This is a genomic window from Bacillus sp. ABP14 (assembly GCF_001831375.1).
In the GTDB taxonomy this organism is placed as follows: Bacteria; Bacillota; Bacilli; order Bacillales; family Bacillaceae_G; genus Bacillus_A; species Bacillus_A paranthracis.
The window spans coordinates 3,244,302-3,268,403 of sequence record NZ_CP017016.1; the positions used below are offsets into that span (position 1 = coordinate 3,244,302).

Sequence of the window (24,102 nt, forward strand, 5' to 3'; positions counted from 1 at the left end):
CTTAGAACTTCTCAGCAAATGCAATTGCAAAATTACTGCATTTTTCAACATCCTCTTCATCTTCTGGAGCTAGTTCGATTTTCAATCCTTCTTGTACAAGCTCTGCACCGCGTTCTACAAGCCTTTCTTCAAATATCGTTACCGCTTCACAAAACAGTTCATACGCCGTATCACCTGATCCAAATACCGCTACTTTCTTCCCTGATAAATCTATATTTTCTAAGTCCTCATGGAAATCTTCCGCTTCAAATGGCAATTCACCATCGCCCCACGTATAAGATCCTAAAATGATTCCATCATAAGCTAATAATTCTTCAGCATCCATGCCTTCCATTTCTTGCAATACCACTTCATGATCAAAAGCATCTAAACTAACTTTAATTAAATCAGCAATACTCTCTGTATTTCCTGACATACTTGCATAAGCTATTAAAATTTTCGCCACTTTGGCATCCCCCTCTAACGATAAATGATTCTCATTCTCATTATATTAATAATGATAATCAACTTCAATTGTATTTTTTATTATTTCTGTTTACTTCATAAAAAAAAGCACAGATGACTATACAATCATCTGTGCTTTTTTATTACTTTTTAAAAATACCAAACGGCTTTCCAACTGGTAAAACAACTTTTCCGAAGTGTGTGTTTAACACTGCTGCTGCTGAACCATAGAAAGATAATAATGAAATAAGAAGTTCAGAATATGCTGCTAAATTATGCATTGCATGCGGCATAACACCTAAAGTACTTAATGAAAGACCGATAAATAAGAAATCAATAAGGACGAAAATCATAAATAATACTTTATGTGTTTCCATTGCACCAATTGTCATAAATATTGTGAAAATCAAATATCCGATAAAGGCTACACCAAGCTGTTTTGAATCTGCAGCTTGTGCTAATTTTTCGCCAAATACTCCAAGTTGAATTAACCAAGTCATTCCAACACCTAACCAAAATAGGCCATACGCACCGAATGCTGTTGTACCGAACGTATTGTTATGCTTTGCATCGTGAATGCACGCAAAGATTTGTGCAAATCCTCCTAAAAAGATTGCCCATGGTAATACAAGAGAAACGCCATCCGTTAAGCCTAACTTTTGAGATGATGCTACAAGTGTTACCATCGCTAATCCAAATAGACCAATTCCAGATGGATCTGCTGTTGTCATTTTCACATGATGTGTAGTTGTTTGATTGCTCATATAAACCTCCTGATTATAAACATACTCGAATACAATACTTAAATCAGAAGGCTATGTCAATGGTTTTTTTTGTATGTTGTCAGACCTTACTTTTTATAATGATTACCTATACTTCCGACCACTTCATACGGTTTTATATTCACTTTTTCCAACTCTTGTATCGGCAACCATAACGGAATATAACTCCCTCTATCTTTTATTTCAAATTCTTCAGCTTTACCACTTCCGAAAACTCCACCTATAATATGGGCATTAAAATAATACTCCGTACCCTTATACTCCACCTCTGCAATTAGATGCTCCACTTCTATATGTACCCCTAACTCTTCATAAGCCTCTCGCTTCGTTGCTTCTTCGGGTGTTTCTCCTTCTTCAATTCCTCCACCTGGAAAAACATAGTACGTTTCATCTTCTCGGATACGTTTTATAAGAGCAATTTTCCCTTCCTGCACAATGATAGCCGCGCCGCGATTTCTTATCATTTTATTACCTCAATACGGATCGCAACTGTTCCCCACTTTTGTTCTTGTTCTTTCGTATATATTTTGTATGTACTTTCTAACATTTCCTCTAAACTATCATTTTCACAATCCAATAATTTTTTATCAATTTGTTCGTACATTGCTTGAAAGTTTTTATATCGTTTTATCTCCGTTACTTTTACAGCCATCGTTGCTGCTGTCGTAAGGTTCGTAAATACAATATGATCGCCTTGTTTTATGAGTTGACGCTTTTTATCGTATAAGCGCACTTCATACACTTTTTTTCCTGATTGAATTGACTGAAAAGGTTTATTATATAATCCCATTTCATATCTCATACATTTCACTCCCATTTATTTATTTTACCTATTAACACTGGTCACCTTACTACACCTTGCATATAATATTCCACGCTTATTTCTTGATTGAGAAAGAAGGTTGAAGAATCATGTTATATTTAAATCAAAAACCTGAATATAGTAAGTATGATATCGGTGATTATACTTATAGTAAAGTAGGTCCAACTATTTTTTCTTGGAATGATGAAACGAAATTAAAAATAGGTAAGTTTTGTTCATTAGGAGAAGAAGTTGTTTTCATACTTGGCGGAGAACATCGCGCGGACTGGATAACGACTTATCCATTTAACGCTCTTTTCAGCGAAGGAGCCCATATTACTGGTCACCCCTCTTCAAAAGGTGATATTGTAGTCGGCAATGATGTATGGATTGGTTATCAATCCTGCATTTTATCTGGTGTTACAATTGGTAACGGGGCCATCATTGGGGCAAAGAGTGTTGTTACAAAAGACGTACCTCCATATGCAATTGTAGCTGGTAATCCTGCAAAATTTGTTCGATATCGTTTCCCGCAAGAAACGATTGACAAACTAGAGAGTCTAGCATGGTGGGACTGGGATATTTCTGTTATAAAAGGAGCTATTCCATTTCTACTCTCCAACAAAATCAAAGAATTTTTCAACTCATCTGAAAATTCATCTAAATGACTCATACAAAAAGAGCATCTTTCTCTTTCAAGATGCTCTTTTTGTTTTTATTTTTTATGTCCGTGCAACTGATTACACGGTGAACATTGAAATGGAATTTTATCTAAGCAATTAAAGTTAGTTTCACAAATTTGTTCAATCGTTGGAACGAACGGAATGACGACCATATTACTTTCTACCATTTGTATAACAGGTGGCAATACTGTGCCTACTTGATGTTCGAAACGAATACTTGCTTGATTTATATAATTCCCCGAACCACTTGGGGCACTCTGAATTACTACTTGGAACGAAACTGTTCGTGCTTCACCTAGATTTAAATTCCCTATAAGAAATCCTGATACCGGGCTTACATTTGGTACTGGTGTATTATCAACCGTTACACTTCCAAGGACAAATTGAACACTACTATCCAACATATCTTGAAAACGAATGTTTTGTATTGCTGTATCCCCCGTATTCGTAATAACTGTCGTAAACGTAATAACGTCTCCAATCGTTGCTGTTTGATGGTCTGCCGTTTTTACGACTGTCGTTGAAACATTTTGAGGAATAAACGGAATAACAACTGTATTGCTATCGCCTTCAACTACTACAGGCGCTTCATTTGGATTCACAGTTGCAAACCCATTCGCTATAGCAGTATTTGTAACTAAATTATTTATTTGTCCTCCTGTTATGACGACTTGGAAATTAATAATTGCTGCATCATTTGGCTGAAAATCACCTAACGGAATGCCTGTATTCGGGTTGGCAAATGGAAAAGGTACATCATTTACCGTTACCGAGCCATTTATAAATAGCGTATTCGGATCAATGATATCCGTTAAAACAATATTCGTCACAGGAACTGTACTATCATTTATAACAGCAATTCCATAAGTGACAACATCTCCTACCATCGCTACTTCAAAATTCGCTCCTTTTGCAACAAATAAGATTGCCGTATTTACCGTCACGATAACTGTATTGCTCATATCCATCACTGTAACCGGCGGTTCTCCTGGTACTAAAATATATTCTGCTAACGCCCCAGCAACGTTCACTACTGTACCACCATCTGGAAAACTTGTAATCGTAGCTTCATATGTTACTAGTGCCGTCTCACCGACTGGAATGTCTGGTATCGTAAATCCAGCCTGCGGATTTAACCCTGGCTGTGGAACTCCATTTATCGTTACACTATTTAGAACAAATTCAGCTTCCTGAGATAACACGTCTATAAATTGAACATTCATCGCATCAGCCGTACCAGTATTTAATATACGAACTGTATACGTTACCGTTTCTCCCACTCCAACAACCGAATGATCTACTTCTTTCAACATATCTAAACTACCTCGATTTACTGGTGTGACTGTCGTATTACTTGAGTTCGTAATGGTAAACGGTGGTTCTCCTGGAATCAATTCGAAATTACCAGTTACTCTCGCTGTATTCATAATGTTACTAGAAGGCGGAATTGCGATTACATTTACTTCAAATGTAATTACTATACTGTCCCCTACTGCAAGATTTGGTAATGAAAAGCCTACAAATGGATCTAAACCTACTTGCGGAATTCCATTTATTTGTACACTTCCAGGAACGAATTCTAAACTAGGTAACGGAACATCAATAAACTGAACATTCGTCGCTATTACCGTTCCCGTATTTGTAACTTGCACACTATAAGTTAACGTATCCCCTAATCGTGTTGCTTGCTTATTTACGGTTTTTATAACATTAAATCTTCCTCTATTTACCCTTGTTATTGTCGTATTACTCGGTTCAGTTACTACAACCGGCGGCTCTCCTGGTACTAAAGTAAAGCTTCCTGTTATATTTGCAACGTTCGTAATGGTTCCTGATGACGGGATGTTTGTAACTGTCGCTTGGAACGTCACGATAACTGTTTCACCAACTGGTATATCTCCAACTCCAAAACCAGTAATCGGATTTAAGTTTGGTTGCGGGGTTCCATCTATCGTTACACTATTTGGTATAAATGACGCTCCTGCTGAAATCGTATCAATAAACTGAACATCATTAGCTGTTACCGTTCCTGTATTCGTTATTTGAACTGTATACGTTAATACATCTCCAACGAGAGTAGCAGCCCTATTTACTTGTTTAATAACATTAAATCTTCCTCTGTTTACAGTTGTAAGTGTTGTATTGCTCGGTTGGTTTACTACAACTGGTGGTTCTCCTGGGATTAGTATAAAGCTTCCCATAACATTCGCGGTATTAGCAATTGTTCCGTTTGATGGGACACTGACAACTGTTACTTGGAACGTAACTTCTACACTTTCACCTGGGCTTATATCTGGAAGCGGCAATCCATTATTAGGATTGAATCCAGGTTGTAGCACACCATCTATCGTTACACTATCTGGTATAAATGTGATTGAGGACGGTAATACATCACTATATTGAACATTCGTCGCTACCACTGTACCTGTATTTTGAACTACTGTTGTATATGTGATTGTATCACCTACTGCAACAACCGGCTGACTTACTGATTTTAAAACATTTAAACCAGGTTCATTAATTTCTGTTAATGTCGTATTACTTGTTGTTGTTTCTGTAATAGGCGGCTCCGTTTCACTTACAGCAAATGCAGCTGTAACGTCTACAAAGTTAACAATCGTTCCACCCTCAGGTATGCTCGTAACCACTTCCTGATATGTGACAAGTACAAAATCGTCTACAGAGATATCTGGAACTGGAAAACCAATGAAAGGATCTAATCCTGGTGCCGGCACCCCATTTATGCTCACACTTCCCGGTACAAATGCTACACCGGCGGAAGTTGTATCTATAAATTCAACGTTCGTCGCTGCCACTGTGCCATTATTAAAGATTAATACATCATACGTTAATATTTCTCCTACAGTCGCTACTTCTTTATCTACTAGTTTTAACGGGAAAATCGAAGCTATATTAATTGTCGTTACGACTAAATTCGTTAATATTGTTTGTGTAATTGGCGGTTCCTGCGGATTCGGTTGTGAAGTAAACGTAACGTCAGCATCATTTAATATAACTTCATTATCTGGAATTTCCGTAATCGTCACTTGGAACGTCACAGAAATACTCGCTCCAGCATTTAATAGTGGACTAACTGTAAAACCTATTTCTGGATTTAAACCAGGTTGCTGTATCCCGCCTATCGTTACACTATTTGCTACAAACGCCGTCCCTTCTGGAATGACATCTTGGAAGAGCACATCTGTAACAGGGATGATTCCTACATTTGTTATTAACACTGTATACGTTAATACATCTCCAACAGCACCAGCGGCAATATCAACTGTTTTTGTTGCTGTTACTTCACCAGGAGGAGGTAACGGTATCGTAACTACTGTCGTATTACTTGAATTTGTCGTTGTTACAGGAGGCTGTAAAGGATTTAATAAAAAAGTGGCTGTAGCAGATGCCGTATTTAATACGGCTCCGCGCGTGGATGGCGCAACTACTGTTACTTGGAACGTTACAGTCAATGATGTTCCAGCTGCGATATTGGGAAGCGGAAAACCTATATTTGGATCAAACCCAGGTTGAGGCGTTCCATTTATCGTTACACTATTTGCTACAAATGTGGTTTCTTGAGCAATTGGATCAATAAAGGAAGCATTCGTTGCTGTTACTGTACCGTTATTTCGAATGACAACAGAATACGTGTAAGTTTCTCCAAGTGCAGCTTGTTGTACAGATGAAGATTTTTGTATATTTAATCGAGCTGTATTTACTTGCGTCACTACAAAGTTACTATTCGTAACAGTCGTTATTGGAGGGTTTGCTGGATTGATAAGAAAACTTGCAGTAACGTTCGATTGGTTTCTTATATTTCCACCGCTCGGAACACTCGTCACTGTAACTTGAAACGCAATCGTAGCCGTTTGCCCGACCGGAATATTCGGTACCGGGAAACCTGCCATAGGATCCGCACCTTGCTGAACGACTCCGTTTATCGTCACACTATTTGCTACAAACGCAGCACCAGACGGAATTGGATCTTGAAAAATAATATTCGTTGCAGGAACTGTTCCTGTATTTTGAATGCGAATCGTATATGTTAACGTATCTCCTACTCCTGCTTGCGTTGTATTTACACTCTTCATTACATTAAGTGATCCTACATTCACTCGCGTCACTACAATATTACTAATCGTTACAACTGTAATTGGTGGCTGGAGAGGACTTACTTGGAAATCAGCAGTAACATTCGCATTATTCGGAAGAACTCTATTTGATGGTACACTCGTGATTGTCACTTGAAAAGTAACTGTTACCATCCCTCCGACTGGAATATTAGCAAGTGGAAATCCAATTGTTGGGTTTAAACCTGGTTGAGGCGTTCCATTTATTATTACACTATTTGCTACAAACGTTGTTCCAGATGGAATTGGATCAAGGAATGACACATTTGTCGCTGCTACCGTTCCACTATTTTGTATACGAACCGTATACGTTAACGTATCTCCTACTCCTGCTTCAGTAGCGCTTACACTCTTCCTTACATTTAACTCTGAAGAATTCACCACTGTCATAACAGTATTACTTGGCACCGTTACAGTAATTGGTGGTTCTGTAGGATTTACAAGAAAATCTCCAGTTACATTCGCATTATTTACAACATTATTTCCTTGTGGAATTTCATCAATTAATACTTCAAACGTAACAATTACACTCGCGCCAGTAGGCAAATTATTTAATGGGAATCCGAATTCTGGATCTGCCCCTTCTTGTAAAACTCCATTCACAAAGACACTGTTTTCAATAAATAATGTACCTTGTGGAATTGAATCTTGGAAAAATACATTTGTAGCTGGTACACTACCTGCGTTTATGACTTCTATTGTATATACTAAAATATCCCCTACCGTTGCAACATCCGTATTTACTGATTTCACAACTTCAAAGTTACCTGATTGTACAGTTGTATTCACAACATTACTCGGAACATTGATTGTTACGGGTGGTTCACTCGGATTCACTTGAAAACTTGCTGTTACATTTGCTTGATTTAAAATATCTTCATTTTCTGGATCCTGTACAATTAATACGTCAAATGTGACTACAACTGTTTGAGCCGCAGGAATATTCGGAAGAGAAAATCCTGTATTCGGATTCAATCCACTTTGCGGTACTCCATTAATTGTTACAGAATTTGCAACAAATGAAACAGCGGAAGAAATAGCGTCTTGGAAAAATACATTTGTTAACGAAACGTTTCCTGTATTTTGAACGGCAATTGTGTACGTTAAAGTGTCCCCTACTGCCGCTTGCGTTGTATTCACTTCTTTTATTACATTTAAACCGCCTGTATTCACTTGTGTCACAACTGTATTCGTTTGTCTATTAATCGTTATTGGTGGTTGATTTGGAATAACGACGAAATTAGCAGTTACATTTCCGCGATTCGCAATCGTGCCTCCTGATGGCGTCGATGTCACTCGTACTTGAAAAGTCACTATCCTACTTCCGCCGGGAGAAATATTTGCTACCGTAAACCCAGTCGCTGGATTTGCTCCTGATTGTGAAACCCCATCTACAGTTACACTATTCGCTATAAAAGTTGTTCCAATTGGGATTGGATCTTGAAAAATAACATTCGTCGCAAGTACATTTCCTGTATTTTCAATTGTAATAGTGTACGTAAGAATGTCATTCACTGTCGCAAAAGCTCTATCCACTGTTTTTCTCGTTCTTATATCAGCTATATTAATAGTAGTAACTACCGTATTACTTGTCGCTTGCCCTGAAACTGGTTGTTGACCAGGTACTGGAGTAAAGTTAAAGGTTGCACTCGCACGATTCGGAATTGGATTGACAAGCGGATTAGATGTTACTCGAACTTGAAAGCGCACTACAGTCGTTTGCGAGGCATTAATACTTCCTAGATTAATACTACTTGCTGGATTTGCTCCTGGACGTACTATCCCATTTACCGTAACACTATTTGGAACAAATGTTGTTCCACCAGGGATACTATCGACAAAAATAACATTATTTGCAGTGACATTTCCATTATTCGTCACATTAACCGTGTATGTTAATACATCATTAAGTGTTGCCGTCTGTAAATCTACAGATTTTTGCATACTTATAGTTGCTTGATTCACTGTCGTTTGTACTGTATTTGAAGAAGACGTACTTGTAATAGGTGGACTACCGACGAAAGGACGGAATTGATATGACACCATTGCGCGATTTGGAATAGGATTTGGGTTCGGAAACGATGTTATTCGTACTTGAAATGTAACAATTCTTTGCGTATTATTTTGGATTGTACCTAAATTAATTCCAGTAGCAGGGTTCGCATTCGGCTGCGTTACTCCCCCTATCGTTACACTACCTGCAACAAACGTCGTTCCGCTCGGAATACTATCACGTAATACAACGTTTTCTGCACTTCCTGTTCCTGTATTTGGGACCGTAATCGTATAAGTGAGAGTATCCCCTACCCCTGCGACTGTTCTATTGACCGATTTAACAGGATTAATAATTGGACCTGTTGCATCAATTTGAACACCAAAACCAGCTGCAGCGTATCCATCTCCATTTGTAACGAATCGAACAGTTGCTGACGTTTGATTGTTTACTAAAGATGCGGAGGCATTTACATTTGTAATATCCCACCCTTGTCTTCGGACAGCCAAAGCTATCCCTAAAGGCTGATTCAAATCTCCAAACGTTCCAGTTGTATCTAACTCTCCAATGTCGTTACAAATTTGTGATTGAAAGAAATTATTTGCGGGGTTTCTCGGGCCAGATAATGCAACTGTAGCATTCGCATTCGGTCCAAAGCGAAGTTGATCTCCAACTATGTTAGAATCACCTTCTTGAGCAGTTACGAGCACTCGCCCTGTTACAGATCCTGTCGCTGGGGTAGCAAATCCTGAAATAGTAGCATCAACTGGTGGTGATGAAGCATCAATAATTTCTTGACCTGCATAAACTGACAAATTCCGCAGTGGCAAACTTGCATTTTGATACACAACCTCAAGTGTCCAACCAGCCGAACGACTAATAGTTGGATCAAACGAAGTTCTTGCAGCTGGCACTGCACCTGTAGTATAAGTTCCTGCCCCACCTGCACTAACAAGATTTGTTACATTGGCAGAGCGTGCATAATAAAACTGATTTCCTACTGAACCTTGCTGTGCGGTAGCAGGATCTGGCGTAACAGAAAACGTCCCTGCTGGCGTTGTAAATGTAATGTTATCATTTAAAAATGGTAAAACATCTTCCGTATCAGTCCGGAAAGTACCAGCCCAAACTAATTCTGCATATAACACACTGCTTCCCGCTGGAAGGTTTAAAATTGCACTTGAAGAATTCAATTGCCATTCATCTGTTGTCCCTGCTGGGAACCCTGGTACTTGCAGCGCTGTATTTACCGTTGTAAAAACAGCAAGTGTACCAAAAATATTACCTGGTGCAGGTGATGTAGGGCTAAGTCCCAGCGTATTCCCAGTAAACGTGACGGCACCAGGCACTGTTGTCGTAAACCGATTTATAAAAGGCACACAATCATCTCATTTCAATTATAGTAAAAATTGCTCTATACTATAAAATGTAGACAAACTATACAATGTACGTTGTCCAACAAAATTCCGCACATATGAGAGGAGTTTATAAAACTATGCGCTACGTTATTATAACAGGAACTTCACAAGGTTTAGGTGAGGCTATTGCCACACAATTGTTAGAAAAAAATACAACTGTCATCTCTATTTCTAGAAGAGAAAATAAAGAGCTTACGAAACTCGCAGAACAATATAATAGCAATTGTGTTTTCCACTCTCTAGATCTTCAAGATGTACATAATTTAGAAACGAACTTTAACGAAATCATTTCGTCTATTCAAGAAGACAGTGTATCTTCTATTCATTTAATTAATAATGCGGGTACAGTTGCTCCTATGAAGCCAATTGAAAAAGCTGAAAGCGAACAATTCATTACAAACGTTCACATTAATTTACTTGCTCCAATGATTCTTACATCTACTTTCATGAAATATACAAAAGACTGGAAAGTAGATAAACGCGTTATAAATATTTCATCTGGCGCAGGAAAAAATCCTTATTTCGGATGGGGCGCTTATTGTACGACGAAAGCTGGCGTAAATATGTTTACACAATGCGTTGCTACTGAAGAAGTGGAAAAGGAATATCCAGTAAAAATTGTCGCTTTTGCACCTGGTGTTGTTGACACTAATATGCAAGCACAAATTCGTGAAACAAATAAAGAAGACTTCACAAATTTAGATCGATTCATCGCATTAAAAGAAGAAGGAAAGCTATTATCACCTGAATACGTTGCAAAAGCTATTCGTAACTTACTAGAAACCGAAGACTTCCCTCAAGGCGAGGTTATTAGAATTGATGAATAACAAAAAGGCGTGCTATTTTAGCACGCCTTTTTGTTCTACTTCTCTAAAAATATAAGCACAGACTCTGCAATTTGTTCATAACCAATTTCTTGATAAATTTTATTCGATGTTGGATTTGCCAGGTCCGTATATAATGTCGTTGTTTTGTAACCTTCATCTAACATACGTTGACTAAGTGCCGCTACACAATTAGATGCGTATCCCTTTTTCCTTTCTTCTTTCGGCGTATATACGAAATTAACTGTTATATTATTTTTAGTTGGACGTGTTTTTGCTGCTACAGAAACAAGTTTTCCATCTACTTCTAGACCAAATAAACGATGATTAGTAATTAATGTATGTGCCGTTTGTTTTGCTTCCTCTTTCGTAGTAGGAAGATTCACATCTTCGCAAAATTGGTATATCCACTGTTCTATTAATGTTAGCTCATCACTATTTACTTCTCGAAAGACTTCATCTCCGTTCCACTTTTTCTTCACTTGTTTTAATTCATATATACCTTGCTCCATCGCAACAGTAGTTTTCTTATTTGCTAACACTGCAATCTCTTCGGCTAATCTCTGTACAATTTTCTTATTACCGATTAATCCAGGAACATTTGGATATACTTCCGCTAATTTTTTTGCAAGTTCCACGATGTCCTCTTCCGCAATTTCAGACGTAGCAACAATAATTTGTTTCTTCTCTTCTGTTTGAAGAAATACAACCGCAATTTCTTCTCCTTGTTTCGCTATCCCCATAAATATCGGTTGGTGGACCATTTGTAATACGCCTAATATGAGATTATTTTCCTGCTCATTCTTTTCTAGAAATGGTGTAACCTCTTCTTTAAAATTAACAATCTCTTCATATACATGCAATTGAATCATCGACAATCTCTTCTCTCTATTTATAGTTTTATTAAGGTATTGGCGATTAATTCACTAAATCCCTCTTTTACGATTCAATAATATTCGAAGCTAACGTATTCAAATTATTTTCAGCTTGTAAAATACTCTGTTTTTCCTTTTCAAATCCCTCTTCTTCTTGTCGAAATGACTCTTTTCGATTGTTAATCATGCGCTCCATTTCTTTTTTACTCGGCCCACCGTATACATTTCTTTTTTGTATAAAAGCTTCTGGCGATATAATTTCTTTCCACTCTTTTTCTAATAAAGTTATATTAAATTTTTCTTGTAAGTACATATTCACATCTTTCAAATGTAATTCATGAAGCTCCTTTTTCTGCTCCAATAACATATTTGCAATAGCACTCGCTGCATGATGCGCATGCCGAAATGGAATGTCATAGTTTTTTGTTAAAGCATCTGCGAAATCAGTTATCGTAATTGCATGTTTATAGGAACGATTTTTCAACGTTTCTTCCTCAACCTTCATCGTTCGAATAACTGCATTCATAATAGAAAAAACACGAATAGTCTTTTCAATCCCTTTATATAAGTATGGCTGCAAGTCATCCTCTGTATCAACAATATCACCAAATGGTGTATTATGAATCATTTGAAATACTGTAAATGCTTCTCCTAAAGCACTACTCGTAATTGCACGGGCGTGTTCAATGGAAACTGGATTTCGCTTTTGCGGCATAATACTACTAATTTGCACATATGGCTTCGCCACAGTAATACCATCATATTCTTTCGTCGCTAATAGTAAGAAGTCATGGATCCATCTGCTCGTATTCGTCATCATTACCATAAGTAAAGAGCTAACTTCTAATAAATAATCCGCTCCAGCAACTGCATCATATGAGTTCTCAATTACATTTGTAAACCCAAGTAACTCGGCAACTCGCTCTCGTTTAATTGGGAAACTTGTTGTAGCTAGCGCAGCGGCTCCCATTGGGGACTGATTTAAAAGTTTGTACGTTTTTTTCATGCGTTCTAAATCTCTCTGCATCGTATCATAAATCGCTAACGTATAATGACCAAATGTCGTTGGCTGCGCTGGTTGTGTATGGGTATAAGCTGGCATAATCGTTTCCTTATGATCAGCAGCAAGTTGCAATATACTCTCTTGCAATAACAAATGATGTTCCATTAATCGTAATACATACCGTCTTAAACTCATGCGATACATCGTGACACCCATATCATTTCTACTTCTACCAATATGCATATTACTTACAAAATTGCTTTTTGCTTCTTGAGAAATTAAATGTTCCACTAAAAAAAAGAGATCTTCATGCTGCTCTGTATAGAGCAATTGCTCTTCTGGCATTCCCTCTACCTTTTTTAACGCGTATAATATAACTTTAGCTTCTTCCTTTTTCATTAAATTTTCTTCCATCAGCATCGTAATATGCGCTTTATGCACTTGAAACATATCTTTCAATAAGTAATTTCGTTGAAAATTAAATACATGTTGTAATACACAATCCACATATGTTTTCCCAGGGAAATCAGCGCCTTCACTCTTTATAAACTCTTCTTTACTTTGTTTCATCACCTTTTCCCCTTTCACCTAAGTATTACTACCCATCATACCCAGAGATAGCAAAAAAGTGCTTGTACACAAAAATAAACTCGGTGCTCTCTGCACCGAGTTTATTTAATAAAAGTCGCATCATACTTATCACTTTGCAACACTTGGAAATGCAAGTTTGCTAAATGTTTCCGTATTTCTGCACTGTCGTCCTCATTTAAATTATTTGCTAAAAACACTATTTCTGTACAGTTCCCCCGTTTATCCATCGCATAAACTGCTTTTGTAACTGTCCATGGCGTATAGCCGTTTTTTTGCCCTGCATGTCTAAATGTTTTACGGTATTTCTTAGCGCTCATATCTGTTTCAACGATGTTAGCCCATACTTTTTCTTCTGCTTCTGTCAGTCCACCCTTATGATTTGCCTTTTGAAGCAGTACCATATAATCGTTTGCAGAAGCAGCTGGCAATCGATCTGACCAAATTTTATCGTAACGTTCCTCTAAATAAAGAGGAATTTCCTTCTGTAATAATGGTCCCTTCTTTTTTAAGCGCTCATGAATAATCATCGCATATTGACGATATTGCTCTTGAGACATTTCTTTTAACTTTTTCTCTATTTTATATTTCGGAACGTGTAGTTCTTTATGCAAATATCCTGGAATGTATAAAGATGAAACGATTGGAAATAGCGGCTGATGTGCTGGAAGCGATAAACTTTGTAAATTCCGATTAATATTATCTAATCCTAACACTTCCATTAAATATTCAGCATTCGCATTCGAACTAAACTTAACCATTCCTTTTGCCACTTCTTCTAAAGAAATCGCTCCTTCAGTTATCTTACCTGTCTTCTCCAAATACCTTTGCCATCTATCTTGCGCACCACCATCTGTATTCGGTACATAATACCGATTCACATCATTTATGGAAACAAAACTAGACGAATCAATTTTCCCTTCCGTAACTTGTTTCGTAAATTCAAGCGCCACAATTAATTTCATTGTACTAGCAACTGGCAATACAACATTCGGATTTACAGAATAAACGACTTTATCATTTCTTTTTACTAGAAGCGCGCTATTTTTTTCATCTTTATGTTCTTCAATAAAGGATGCGATATACTGCGCATCATCATTATTCGAACTCCAAACTTTTTTCACTAAAAAATTACCCGATATTAGCAAAACGAAAATACCCACAATCACTGCGCATACTATAGTTTTTTTCAAGTAAAATTCCTCTCCTATTGTGTAGCTCTTCTCTATCTATCTCTTACAAACAAAATAATGGAGATGATTATTTTAGTAATCATCTCCATTATTTTAACTTGTATTCTCCCATTATGTCTACGTCATAATTTTAACGAAATCTTCGAGGAATTTTTTATAGTGTAACGACCAACCAATTCGAACCCAATTCTTTAAAGCTTTTGCATCAGGTTGAGGACGAAAATCAGCAATACTCTCTCCTTTTGCAATCCCTACTGTATCTACATCGACACGGCGGTATACATAGTCCAAAATAGAGGGATTTGCCGCAACCATCATTGTAACGACGTCATGTACTGGACTCCCTGTTATTTTCGGATTTAATTTTCTATAAGCTTTATAATAATACGTAAAAATCGGTTCAATTAATTTATTAAAACTCGTTTTAGAATGTTTCGTAATATACTTTACCATCTCTGGCGTAATTATAGCTTCAGATGTAACATTAAGCGGCACCAATGTCACATTCTTGGCATTTTGCATTACTAATTGTGATGCAATAGGATCACCATGAAAATTCGCTTCTGCGACTGGTGTCACATTGCCAGGCATTAAAAAAGCACCGCCCATTATATAATATTCCTTCACATACTTCATCAATGGTTTTTCTAAAATAAATGCTGTCGCAAGTGTCGTTGACCTACCAGCATCAACTATAATTAATTCTCCTTTATATTTTTCAAGTATGTCAAAAAACTCACAAAAAGGCTTTATATTTGGAGAAAGATTTTTTGGCGGTCGAATTGGTCCTAAACCTTCCGCCCCATGAATTTCTGGATAATACGTTGTAATATCTCCAGATAAAGGGATTTTCGCACCATTAATAACAGGTATGTCTTCCCGCCCTGCCAGTTGCAATAAATATGCCGCATTACTTGTCGCCTTTTCTTGCGTTACATTTCCATATCCAGTTACTACACCAACAATATCAATATCAGGATGTAACAATCCATACATAATTGCCAAAGAGTCATCAATTCCCGGGTCTCCTAAAAACAATACTTTTTTCATCACCCTCAACTCCATCCCCTCAATTGTTATTAATTTATGAATATTCACAGGATTACAGAATAAAAAGAACAAATTTATACGAAAAAACGCAGTCCTCTAAGGACTACGTTCTCCCACTAACCTATACTGTTTTCTTTACAGCACTCATACTTCCAACGATATAAGCGATAAGCGCAAAACAAATTGGGAAGACAACTGTATGTATACCGAACGGATTTGGATAGAAAAGATGGATACACATATATGAGCTTACCCCAACTAAAATAGATGCAAGCGCTCCTGTTGCATTTCCTTTCCTCCAATATAACCCTAATACGATCGGCCAAATGAATGCTGCTTCTAATCCACCGAAAGAAAATAAATTCAACCATATTAAAAAATCAGGTGGTTTAATTGCTGCTGCATAAACGAGCAGTCCTACGATAGCAGTAATCCATAAACTTCCTTTTCTAATCGTACTATCTGCCGCATCTTTATTTATGTAATTTACGTATATATCTTTAATGATTGATGAACTTACAAGTAGCAATAACGAGTTTACTGTAGACATAATCGCTGCCATTGGTGCAGCTAAGAAAACCCCAGCTAACCAAGGTGGCAACACTTCCATCGCGAGTAGCGGCATTACTTTATCTGGTACCGTTATACCTGGAAGTACGACTCGTGCGAACACACCCGTTAAATGCATACCAATCATAATTGTACCGACAACAATCGTACCAATTATTAACGCTTGATGCATCGCTTTTGAATTTTTATAAGACATGGCACGCACACTAATTTGCGGTAAACCGACAACGCCAATTCCAATTAAAATCCAAAATGATGTCACATATGATTTCGTTAAACTGCCATCCGCTCCAAATGGTGTAATTAAATTCGGATTGATTTGAACAAGTTCCTGCATAATCTTTTCAATTCCGCCACCGGCAACGACAGTAGCGATTAAAATGATTGTCGTTCCAACTAACATAATGATACCTAATAACGTATCTGATAAAGCAACTGCACGAAAGCCACCAATTAATACGTACACAAGTACAGAAAAAGTAAATAAAAATAGTGCTGTTGTATAAGAGAGACCCGTTAGTGACTCAATTAATCGACCACCGCCGACCCACTGAGCTACTGTTGCTGAAAATAAAAAGATAATAATACATAACGCAGAAAGTATGACAACTGCTTTATTATTGTATCTTCCCTTTAAATAATCAATAAGAGTAATAGCTTCCATCTTCCTAGCGATAATTGCAAACTTTTTACCGATAACTGTTAAAACGATATACCCTGTTACAACTTGAATCGCAGATAACAATACCCATCCAAGCCCCATATTGTATGCTATACCAGGGCCACCAATGAAGCTACTAGCACTACCGTACGTAGCAATCATTGTCATTGCTAATAATAAACCACCGAGCTCACGCCCACCTAAAAAATATTCTTGCAAAAATTTATTATGGGCAGTCGCTTGTACACGTCTTGAAGCATATACACCAATTAAAAATACAACGATAAACGAAATTATCATTGGAATGATTACATACCAATTCATCTATTATTCCTCACTTTTTTCTTCCTCATCGAGTGAAATATCTTGAAATACAAAACGAACAACTAAACTAAGTAAAATAACCATAACGATAAATCCAACGATACAGCTATAAAAAAACCATGCTGGAAAACCAAATACATATGTATATTCACTTGGATTTTTACTACCAAGCCCATAAGCAAATCCGTACCATATTATAAAATTGATAATAGCAAGTCCAAGACCAATTAACGCTTCTCTATGGGCAATTCGAAAGCGTGGATCATCATGATAATTCTTCATTTTCTCCCTCCTCTCACGAGGTATTATTGTACCATTGTTCTTCTAGTTTTTCCTACTAGAAAGCAAAAACAAGCAGGATTTTTTATAATTATATAGAAGATTCTCTTACATTACATATTTTTTACAATTGTAACACAAATGAAATTTGAATTTTCAGTATTTGTTAATTATGATTTAAATTAGAGGCTTTCCATCTAGTTCCCACATCCTTGACTTCGGAATAAACGCCGTCTCGTACTGCGTTTACATTATATTTTCAAGGGGGTTATACAATGAGTCAACTAGCTGTAAATCTTCATGAAAAAGTAGAAAAGTTTCTTCAAGGTACAAAAAAGTTATATGTGAATGGATCTTTCATTGAAAGCGCTTCCGGTAAAACATTTAACACACCTAACCCAGCAACTGGCGAAACACTTGCCGTCGTTTCTGAAGCTGGTCGCGAAGATATTCATAAAGCTGTCGTCGCAGCTCGCATGGCTTTTGACGAAGGTCCTTGGTCTCGCATGAGCACTGCTGAGCGAAGCCGGCTTATGTACAAGTTAGCTGATTTAATGGAAGAACATAAAGAAGAGCTTGCACAGCTTGAAACGTTAGATAACGGAAAGCCAATCCGTGAAACAATGGCAGCAGACATACCACTTGCAATTGAGCATATGCGCTATTATGCTGGCTGGGCGACGAAAATCGTTGGTCAAACAATCCCTGTTTCCGGTGATTACTTTAACTATACACGTCATGAAGCTGTTGGTGTCGTTGGTCAAATTATCCCTTGGAACTTTCCACTTCTTATGGCAATGTGGAAAATGGGAGCAGCGCTTGCTACAGGATGTACAATCGTTTTAAAACCTGCAGAACAAACTCCACTATCTGCCTTATACTTAGCTGAATTAATTGAAGAAGCTGGATTCCCGAAAGGTGTTATTAATATCGTTCCTGGATTCGGTGAATCAGCTGGACAAGCTCTTGTTAATCATCCACTCGTTGATAAAATTGCATTTACTGGCTCTACTCCAGTCGGTAAGCAAATTATGCGCCAAGCATCTGAAACATTAAAGCGCGTTACACTTGAGTTAGGCGGTAAATCACCAAATATCATCTTGCCAGATGCTGATTTATCTCGCGCGATTCCTGGTGCACTTTCTGGTGTTATGTTTAACCAAGGACAAGTATGCTCTGCTGGATCACGTTTATTTGTTCCGAAGAAAATGTATGATAATGTCATGGCTGACCTTGTCCTTTACTCTAAAAAATTAAATCAAGGTGCTGGCTTAAGTCCAGAAACTACAATCGGTCCTCTCGTTTCCGAAGAACAACAAAAACGTGTAATGGGCTACATCGAAAAAGGGATTGAAGAAGGTGCTGAAGTACTTTGCGGAGGAAGTAATCCATTTGATCAAGGCTACTTCGTTTCTCCTACAGTATTCGCTGACGTAAATGATGAAATGACGATTGCAAAAGAAGAAATTTTCGGTCCAGTTATTTCTGCTATACCGTTTAACGATATTGATGAAGTAATTGAACGTGCAAATAAATCACAATTCGGCTTAGCAGCTGGTGTGTGGACAGAAAATGTTAAAACAGCACACTACGTTGCAAGTAAAGTACGTGCTGGTACAGTATGGGTAAACTGTTATAACGTCTTTGATGCAGCATCTCCATTTGGAGGATTTAAACAATCCGGTCTTGGTCGTGAAATGGGATCTTATGCATTAAATAACTATACAGAAGTGAAGAGCGTTTGGCTTAACTTAAATTAAAGAGAAAGAACCTGACCTATCCGGTCAGGTTCTTTTCATTATGTATGTCTTTAAACTTGCAGTCCCCCGCTCACATTTAATACTTCTCCTGTAATATAGGATGCGTATTCTGATGCTAAGAAGGCAGCTGCGTTCGCAATATCTTCTGGCGTTCCAATTCTACCAACCGGAATCGCGCCGACCATCTTTTCTTTCACTTTATCTGGTATCGTTTTTGTCATATCTGTATCCATAAATCCTGGGCAAATCGCATTACACGTAATACCGAAATTTCCAACTTCTTTCGCTGCCGTTTTCGTTAAACCTACAACGCCTGCCTTCGTAGCTGCATAGTTTGCTTGACCTATGTTTCCTTCTCTACTAATTGAAGATATATTAATAATACGTCCATACCCTTGTTGTCTCATGTAAAGCAGCGCTGGTTGCATACAATAAAAAACTCCAGTTAAGTTCACTTGTAATACTTGTTCCCAAGCAGACTTCTCCATTTTATGTAACATTGCATCCCTTGTAATCCCAGCGTTATTCACCAAAATATGTAATGTTCCGAATTTTTGAACCGCATATTCAATTAGCGACTTTGCTTCATTTTGATTACTCACATCACATCGATATAAGCTCACTTCATATCCTTCATCCAAGAACTCACGTGTCGTTTTTTGTAATTTCTCTTCATTTACATCGCTAATTAATACTTTCGCCCCTAGTTTTGCATACACCCTTGCAATCTCTTTTCCAATTCCCTGTGCAGCTCCTGTTACAACAGCTGTTTTCCCATTTAAAAACTCCATCCCTATCCCCCATTTCTATTACTTATACTGTATATTTCGGCTTTTTCCTTTCCAATTCCTCTTTGCATAAAAAAGTCTATTTGTGTCAAACTAACTTTGCAACGTCGCATAAAGTGAAACTTTAATCAGTGGGGGTTTTCTTCCCCCCACTGATTATTAGTTGAACCAATCGGACTTTTATGGGCAGCCCGACCCCCACCTAACTTCTTTGCTTTCGCTGAATTTTGAGGTGGGGTCTTACTGCCCATTAAAGCGGGATAAAGTGCAAGGAGATTGTGTCGAATGAACAAAAAAAATTTCAAACAAAACAAAGCTACTGATGGCATTGATGTAGAGTTCTCTCGTGAACTTGCTGACCACAATGACTTAGAAGCAAACGCACGTGCAAATGCCGCTGATGCACGTCAAAAACGCCAGTCAACAGAAAAATAAGGAAGCACAACCTTATTCTTTTCAACAGGGACCTACTACCGGGCAAAATAAACCGAGAGATATCTCTCGGTTTATTTTCTATATTTTTTTATATAATGTGCCAAAGTAAGTAAGGGATATATATGGGCGTAGCTATGATATCTAATATAAAACGCACCTGGTAAACCTGTTCCAGTAGGATATCTTTCATTCACATAAGGATTCGAAAGCAAATATGAAACACCTTTTCGAATAGCTGGCGTTTCTGTATCATAGTAAGAAATGAGAGCATCTAACGCCCATGCAGTTTGGGATGGTGTACTAAATGGTAAAGTAACGAACCTTTTCTCCACACTACTGTGGCATGATTCTCCCCAACCACCATCTTCATGCTGTATATGTTCAAGCCATAAAGATGCTCGTTTCAATGAAGGATTGCTAGACGGAATTCCGAGTGACCGTAAACCTGTCATAACAGCCCACGTACCATATATATAACAAATCCCCCATTTCCCATACCATGATCCATTTTCCTCTTGTGCATTCATTAACCAATTTATCGCACTTTGTTTTTGTTTCTCAGGTAATTCATTTTGCGTATATGTCCCAAAAAGCTCTAACACTCTTCCTGTAATATCTGGTGTGGAAGGATCTGTAATCATATCACTTGCATTTTCGATTGGTATATTTGCTAATAATTTGCTCGTCACACCTTTTTCAAACGCTCCCCAGCCCCCATCATTATTTTGTAATCCTTTAACCCAATCAATCCCTTTCTGCCAAGCATTATTTACCTTTTCATTCTCTCTACTTCTTGCCAACACTCTTAGTACAGCGGTTGTATCATCAACATCTGGAACTGTCGTATTTACATCCGAAAAACCCCAACCGCCAGGAGTAAGTGCGGGAGCATGTACGCTCCAATCAGCTTTTTTTGTATGCTGTTTTTTTAATAAATATGTTATTGTCTGTTGAATCATCTTGTGATCTTTCGGAACGTGTGCCTCTTGTAACGCATAGCTGAGTAAAGCCGTATCCCATACAGTTGAAGGAGAGTTTTGCAAGTGACTCCCTCTTTCCATCTTCCATATATAAGATGTTATCCCAGCTATAGCCTTTTGAATCAGTGATGATTGAAGCGAATGCCCTAACGCAAGTAAAGCATAAATCATATAAAACGAGGCAGTTGCGTAACTATATAACGTTCCATTTTCATCAATACGCGCTTTCATAAATCGTTCGACTTCCTCATACCCTTTATGATGTAACGAGAGTGGATACGAGATAATTTGTTTTACATCACTTAATAACGTTTGAAACAACGGAGACCGATCCTCCCGAAACCATTCCCCGCCCCCGCCCGCAATGTGATTTAAATTTGGCAATAACTTTTTCCCTACTCGAAACCTTTTATTTAAACACAGCATCATCGGAATTAAATGGATACGTGCTGAACTACTCAATTCAAATATACTGAGGGGGGAATCATTTTGTAGAAACATGATTGGTGTTGGTACATGAAAGAGTGAAGGATATTCATATTCTCCATGAATTGCTAATAAAAACTTTGTCATAAAATGAGCACGCGCCACGCCTCCGCGTTCCTTAATAAAATTTTCCGCTCGCTTCATATTCGCATCTTCTTTTGTATATTTTTGCGAAGCAAGTAAGGCAGCATAAGATTGAATGGTAGCTGATAAATTACCTCCCACTTCATCTTCATACAATTTCCACGTTCCTTCATTTGTTTGAAGTGATGCTAACCTTTTTACAAACGGTTCTATCTCTTTATCTCTACCTAATAATTTTAATAAAAAAATCATATGGCAATCTGTTAATGGAGCTCCTTCAAAACAAAATCGCCACGTACCATCTTGCCGTTGCATCGTTTGAAGTGCAGTTGCTCTTCTCGCTATTTCTTCATGCACTTTTTCATATAATAACAAGTTACTCACCCACCCTTTCGAAATCCGTATAACGATATTCAAGAAAGTAGCTGAATATGTATGAATACAAAGAAAAGCAGAACATATAAGATGCTCTGCTTATAAACAATATCCTACTCCGACAATAATCCCTAATAAAGCACCAACTACTACTTCATACGGCGTATGCCCGACAAGTTCATTTAACTTCTTATATTCTGTTTGTCTACCGTGAAAAAACTCATTCAATATTTTCGCCTGTTTACTTACTGCCAGCCTTACTCCTGAAGCGTCATACATAACTATAATGGCAAAAATAGCAGCAATTGCAAATAAAGTACTTTCCACACCTTCCACAACGCCAACACCTGTCGCCAGTGCTGTAACAGTTGAAGCATGAGAACTTGGCATCCCACCTGAAGCGAAAAACTTTGCAAAATCAAATTCGCCCGTTTTAAATAATTTAAAGACTACTTTCGTTAATTGTGCTAAAAACCATGAAATTACAGCGGCCATAAGCGGATCGTTATGTAAAATCGTTTCCACGTTCTCAGCTCCCTACTAGCTATAATGGAAATCCTATAGTATCAGTATAAAGAAAAATGCGTAGAAAATACTACGCATTACGATACTTTTGCTGATTTATTTTTTATAAATTTCGGTTGTTTCTGCACTAAGAACTTTGTTTTCGCTACCGAGAATACAACTAATGCAACCCATATACAGAAAAATGCAATCATATGAGTAGATGTGAAATGTTCACCAAATACGAATACACCTAAAATCAAACTAATTGTTGGTGCAATATATTGTAAAAACCCTACCATATAAAGCGGAATAAGTTGGGCTCCTTTTGCAAAATAAAAAAGTGGCAATGCTGTAACAATGCCCGCCCCTATTAATAGTAATATCGATAACATTGAAATCGAGCCAAATGAGCCGAAACCATGTACTCCTGTCATTACTAAATAAATAATCGCAAACGGCGTCACTAACATCGTTTCCATCGTAAGTCCAATTGTCGCATCATAGTTTAACAATTTTTTCGTTAATCCATATAATCCAAATGAAAGGGCAAGTGATAAAGAAACCCATGGAATAGCCCCGAAACGTACTGTTAAAATGATAACCCCTACTCCAGCTAAACCAACTGCAACGTATTGCCAAAAGTTTAACTTTTCCTTTAAAACGACTGTACCAAGTAAAATACTAATAAGCGGATTAATATAATAGCCAAGACTTGCTTCAATGACATGATTATGATTAACGGCCCATATGTAGACAAACCAGTTTCCGCTAATCAAGACTGAAGCTATTGTTAACGACATTAATAATTTAGGTCGTTTAAAAAGATTCACGAACTCTCCAATAAACTGACGAAATCTCTTCGTAACACCTAATACGATTAACATAAACACGAATGCCCAAACGATGCGGTGTGCTAATATTTCATCTGCTGGGACTTCCTCAACCCATTTCCAATAGATTGGTAGTATTCCCCACATCGTATACGCACCAGCCGCATATATAATCCCTTTTTTTTGCTCTGCTGATTGACTCCCCATCTTCCTTTTTCTCCTCTTCTCATTTTTT

General features: G+C 37.6%; 19 protein-coding genes. 4 read left to right on the forward strand and 15 right to left on the reverse strand.

Annotated elements, in window-relative coordinates; all coding sequences use genetic code 11:
* Position 1: 1 nt before the first annotated feature.
* The 4 genes from BGI23_RS16865 to BGI23_RS16880 all read right to left on the reverse strand — a co-directional run bounded on the left by BGI23_RS16865 (position 2) and on the right by BGI23_RS16880 (position 2,028).
* Complete coding sequence (locus BGI23_RS16865) at positions 2–445, reverse strand: flavodoxin (protein WP_001062763.1); 444 nt, start codon at positions 443–445, stop codon at positions 2–4.
* Between the two features lie 142 nt (positions 446–587).
* Positions 588–1,208: an acetate uptake transporter gene (locus BGI23_RS16870; protein ID WP_000070938.1), complete on the reverse strand. Its 621-nt coding sequence runs from the start codon at positions 1,206–1,208 to the stop codon at positions 588–590.
* Positions 1,209–1,294: 86 nt separating this feature from the next.
* Positions 1,295–1,690 (reverse strand): NUDIX hydrolase, encoded by a 396-nt coding sequence (locus tag BGI23_RS16875; protein WP_070806642.1) that lies wholly within the window; start codon positions 1,688–1,690, stop codon positions 1,295–1,297.
* Positions 1,687–2,028, reverse strand: a complete 342-nt coding sequence (locus BGI23_RS16880) for an ASCH domain-containing protein (protein WP_070806643.1) — start codon at positions 2,026–2,028, stop codon at positions 1,687–1,689. Before BGI23_RS16880 ends, BGI23_RS16875 begins: the two co-directional genes overlap by 4 nt.
* A gap of 110 nt (positions 2,029–2,138) precedes the next feature.
* Between BGI23_RS16880 and BGI23_RS16885 the strand changes: the two genes are divergently transcribed.
* Positions 2,139–2,696 (forward strand): CatB-related O-acetyltransferase, encoded by a 558-nt coding sequence (locus BGI23_RS16885; protein WP_070806644.1) that lies wholly within the window; start codon positions 2,139–2,141, stop codon positions 2,694–2,696.
* Between the two features lie 47 nt (positions 2,697–2,743).
* On the opposite strand, the gene BGI23_RS16890 is transcribed toward BGI23_RS16885, so the two are convergent.
* Positions 2,744–10,216: a DUF7507 domain-containing protein gene (locus tag BGI23_RS16890; RefSeq protein ID WP_070806645.1), complete on the reverse strand. Its 7,473-nt coding sequence runs from the start codon at positions 10,214–10,216 to the stop codon at positions 2,744–2,746.
* 116 nt (positions 10,217–10,332) lie between these two features.
* On the opposite strand from BGI23_RS16890, the gene BGI23_RS16895 reads away from it, so the two are divergent.
* Positions 10,333–11,082 carry a (S)-benzoin forming benzil reductase gene (locus BGI23_RS16895; protein ID WP_070806646.1) on the forward strand — a complete coding sequence of 250 codons (750 nt, stop codon included), beginning with the start codon at positions 10,333–10,335 and terminating at the stop codon, positions 11,080–11,082.
* Between the two features lie 35 nt (positions 11,083–11,117).
* Here BGI23_RS16895 and BGI23_RS16900 read toward each other — a convergent pair whose 3' ends face one another.
* The 6 genes from BGI23_RS16900 to BGI23_RS16925 form a co-directional block, all read right to left on the reverse strand.
* Complete coding sequence (locus tag BGI23_RS16900; RefSeq protein ID WP_000615394.1) at positions 11,118–11,951, reverse strand: GNAT family N-acetyltransferase; 834 nt, start codon at positions 11,949–11,951, stop codon at positions 11,118–11,120.
* A 67-nt stretch (positions 11,952–12,018) separates the two neighbouring features.
* Complete coding sequence (gene argH / locus BGI23_RS16905; RefSeq protein ID WP_070806647.1) at positions 12,019–13,527, reverse strand: argininosuccinate lyase; 1,509 nt, start codon at positions 13,525–13,527, stop codon at positions 12,019–12,021.
* Between the two features lie 101 nt (positions 13,528–13,628).
* Positions 13,629–14,738, reverse strand: a complete 1,110-nt coding sequence (locus BGI23_RS16910; RefSeq protein WP_000751358.1) for a serine hydrolase — start codon at positions 14,736–14,738, stop codon at positions 13,629–13,631.
* Between the two features lie 117 nt (positions 14,739–14,855).
* Positions 14,856–15,803 (reverse strand): nucleoside hydrolase, encoded by a 948-nt coding sequence (locus BGI23_RS16915; RefSeq protein ID WP_155005152.1) that lies wholly within the window; start codon positions 15,801–15,803, stop codon positions 14,856–14,858.
* Between the two features lie 106 nt (positions 15,804–15,909).
* Positions 15,910–17,343 (reverse strand): sodium/pantothenate symporter, encoded by a 1,434-nt coding sequence (panF, locus tag BGI23_RS16920; protein WP_001104830.1) that lies wholly within the window; start codon positions 17,341–17,343, stop codon positions 15,910–15,912.
* 3 nt (positions 17,344–17,346) lie between these two features.
* Positions 17,347–17,625 carry a YhdT family protein gene (locus BGI23_RS16925; RefSeq protein WP_000800722.1) on the reverse strand — a complete coding sequence of 93 codons (279 nt, stop codon included), beginning with the start codon at positions 17,623–17,625 and terminating at the stop codon, positions 17,347–17,349.
* A 272-nt stretch (positions 17,626–17,897) separates the two neighbouring features.
* On the opposite strand from BGI23_RS16925, the gene dhaS reads away from it, so the two are divergent.
* Positions 17,898–19,382: an aldehyde dehydrogenase DhaS gene (gene dhaS, locus BGI23_RS16930; protein WP_042514765.1), complete on the forward strand. Its 1,485-nt coding sequence runs from the start codon at positions 17,898–17,900 to the stop codon at positions 19,380–19,382.
* Between the two features lie 50 nt (positions 19,383–19,432).
* Here dhaS and fabG read toward each other — a convergent pair whose 3' ends face one another.
* Positions 19,433–20,173 (reverse strand): 3-oxoacyl-ACP reductase FabG, encoded by a 741-nt coding sequence (gene fabG, locus BGI23_RS16935; protein WP_000395021.1) that lies wholly within the window; start codon positions 20,171–20,173, stop codon positions 19,433–19,435.
* A gap of 282 nt (positions 20,174–20,455) precedes the next feature.
* Here fabG and BGI23_RS16940 point away from each other — a divergent pair, with 282 nt between their 5' ends.
* A complete protein-coding gene (locus BGI23_RS16940; protein ID WP_001035808.1) occupies positions 20,456–20,605 on the forward strand; it encodes a YfhD family protein in 150 nt (49 codons plus the stop codon).
* 71 nt (positions 20,606–20,676) lie between these two features.
* On the opposite strand, the gene BGI23_RS16945 is transcribed toward BGI23_RS16940, so the two are convergent.
* From BGI23_RS16945 to rarD, 3 genes are all read right to left on the reverse strand, one after another.
* The gene (locus tag BGI23_RS16945; protein WP_070806648.1) at positions 20,677–22,530 is read right to left on the reverse strand and encodes a terpene cyclase/mutase family protein; all 1,854 of its coding nucleotides are present in this window, start codon (positions 22,528–22,530) and stop codon (positions 20,677–20,679) included.
* Positions 22,531–22,629: 99 nt separating this feature from the next.
* Positions 22,630–23,055: a divergent PAP2 family protein gene (locus BGI23_RS16950; RefSeq protein WP_000447815.1), complete on the reverse strand. Its 426-nt coding sequence runs from the start codon at positions 23,053–23,055 to the stop codon at positions 22,630–22,632.
* A 77-nt stretch (positions 23,056–23,132) separates the two neighbouring features.
* Complete coding sequence (gene rarD, locus BGI23_RS16955; RefSeq protein WP_070806649.1) at positions 23,133–24,074, reverse strand: EamA family transporter RarD; 942 nt, start codon at positions 24,072–24,074, stop codon at positions 23,133–23,135.
* Positions 24,075–24,102 lie beyond the last annotated feature (28 nt).

What these genes read in the sequence shown, in the direction of transcription:
- BGI23_RS16870 (WP_000070938.1), bottom strand. Translation starts at nt 1,208, where the DNA reads ATGAGCAATCAAACAACTACACATCATGTGAAAATGACAACAGCAGAT.
- BGI23_RS16875 (WP_070806642.1), bottom strand. Translation starts at nt 1,690, where the DNA reads ATGATAAGAAATCGCGGCGCGGCTATCATTGTGCAGGAAGGGAAAATT.
- BGI23_RS16880 (WP_070806643.1), bottom strand. Translation starts at nt 2,028, where the DNA reads ATGAGATATGAAATGGGATTATATAATAAACCTTTTCAGTCAATTCAA.
- BGI23_RS16885 (WP_070806644.1), top strand. Translation starts at nt 2,139, where the DNA reads ATGTTATATTTAAATCAAAAACCTGAATATAGTAAGTATGATATCGGT.
- BGI23_RS16895 (WP_070806646.1), top strand. Translation starts at nt 10,333, where the DNA reads ATGCGCTACGTTATTATAACAGGAACTTCACAAGGTTTAGGTGAGGCT.
- BGI23_RS16900 (WP_000615394.1), bottom strand. Translation starts at nt 11,951, where the DNA reads ATGATTCAATTGCATGTATATGAAGAGATTGTTAATTTTAAAGAAGAG.
- argH (WP_070806647.1), bottom strand. Translation starts at nt 13,527, where the DNA reads ATGAAACAAAGTAAAGAAGAGTTTATAAAGAGTGAAGGCGCTGATTTC.
- BGI23_RS16915 (WP_155005152.1), bottom strand. Translation starts at nt 15,803, where the DNA reads ATGGAGTTGAGGGTGATGAAAAAAGTATTGTTTTTAGGAGACCCGGGA.
- panF (WP_001104830.1), bottom strand. Translation starts at nt 17,343, where the DNA reads ATGAATTGGTATGTAATCATTCCAATGATAATTTCGTTTATCGTTGTA.
- BGI23_RS16925 (WP_000800722.1), bottom strand. Translation starts at nt 17,625, where the DNA reads ATGAAGAATTATCATGATGATCCACGCTTTCGAATTGCCCATAGAGAA.
- dhaS (WP_042514765.1), top strand. Translation starts at nt 17,898, where the DNA reads ATGAGTCAACTAGCTGTAAATCTTCATGAAAAAGTAGAAAAGTTTCTT.
- fabG (WP_000395021.1), bottom strand. Translation starts at nt 20,173, where the DNA reads ATGGAGTTTTTAAATGGGAAAACAGCTGTTGTAACAGGAGCTGCACAG.
- BGI23_RS16940 (WP_001035808.1), top strand. Translation starts at nt 20,456, where the DNA reads ATGAACAAAAAAAATTTCAAACAAAACAAAGCTACTGATGGCATTGAT.
- rarD (WP_070806649.1), bottom strand. Translation starts at nt 24,074, where the DNA reads ATGGGGAGTCAATCAGCAGAGCAAAAAAAAGGGATTATATATGCGGCT.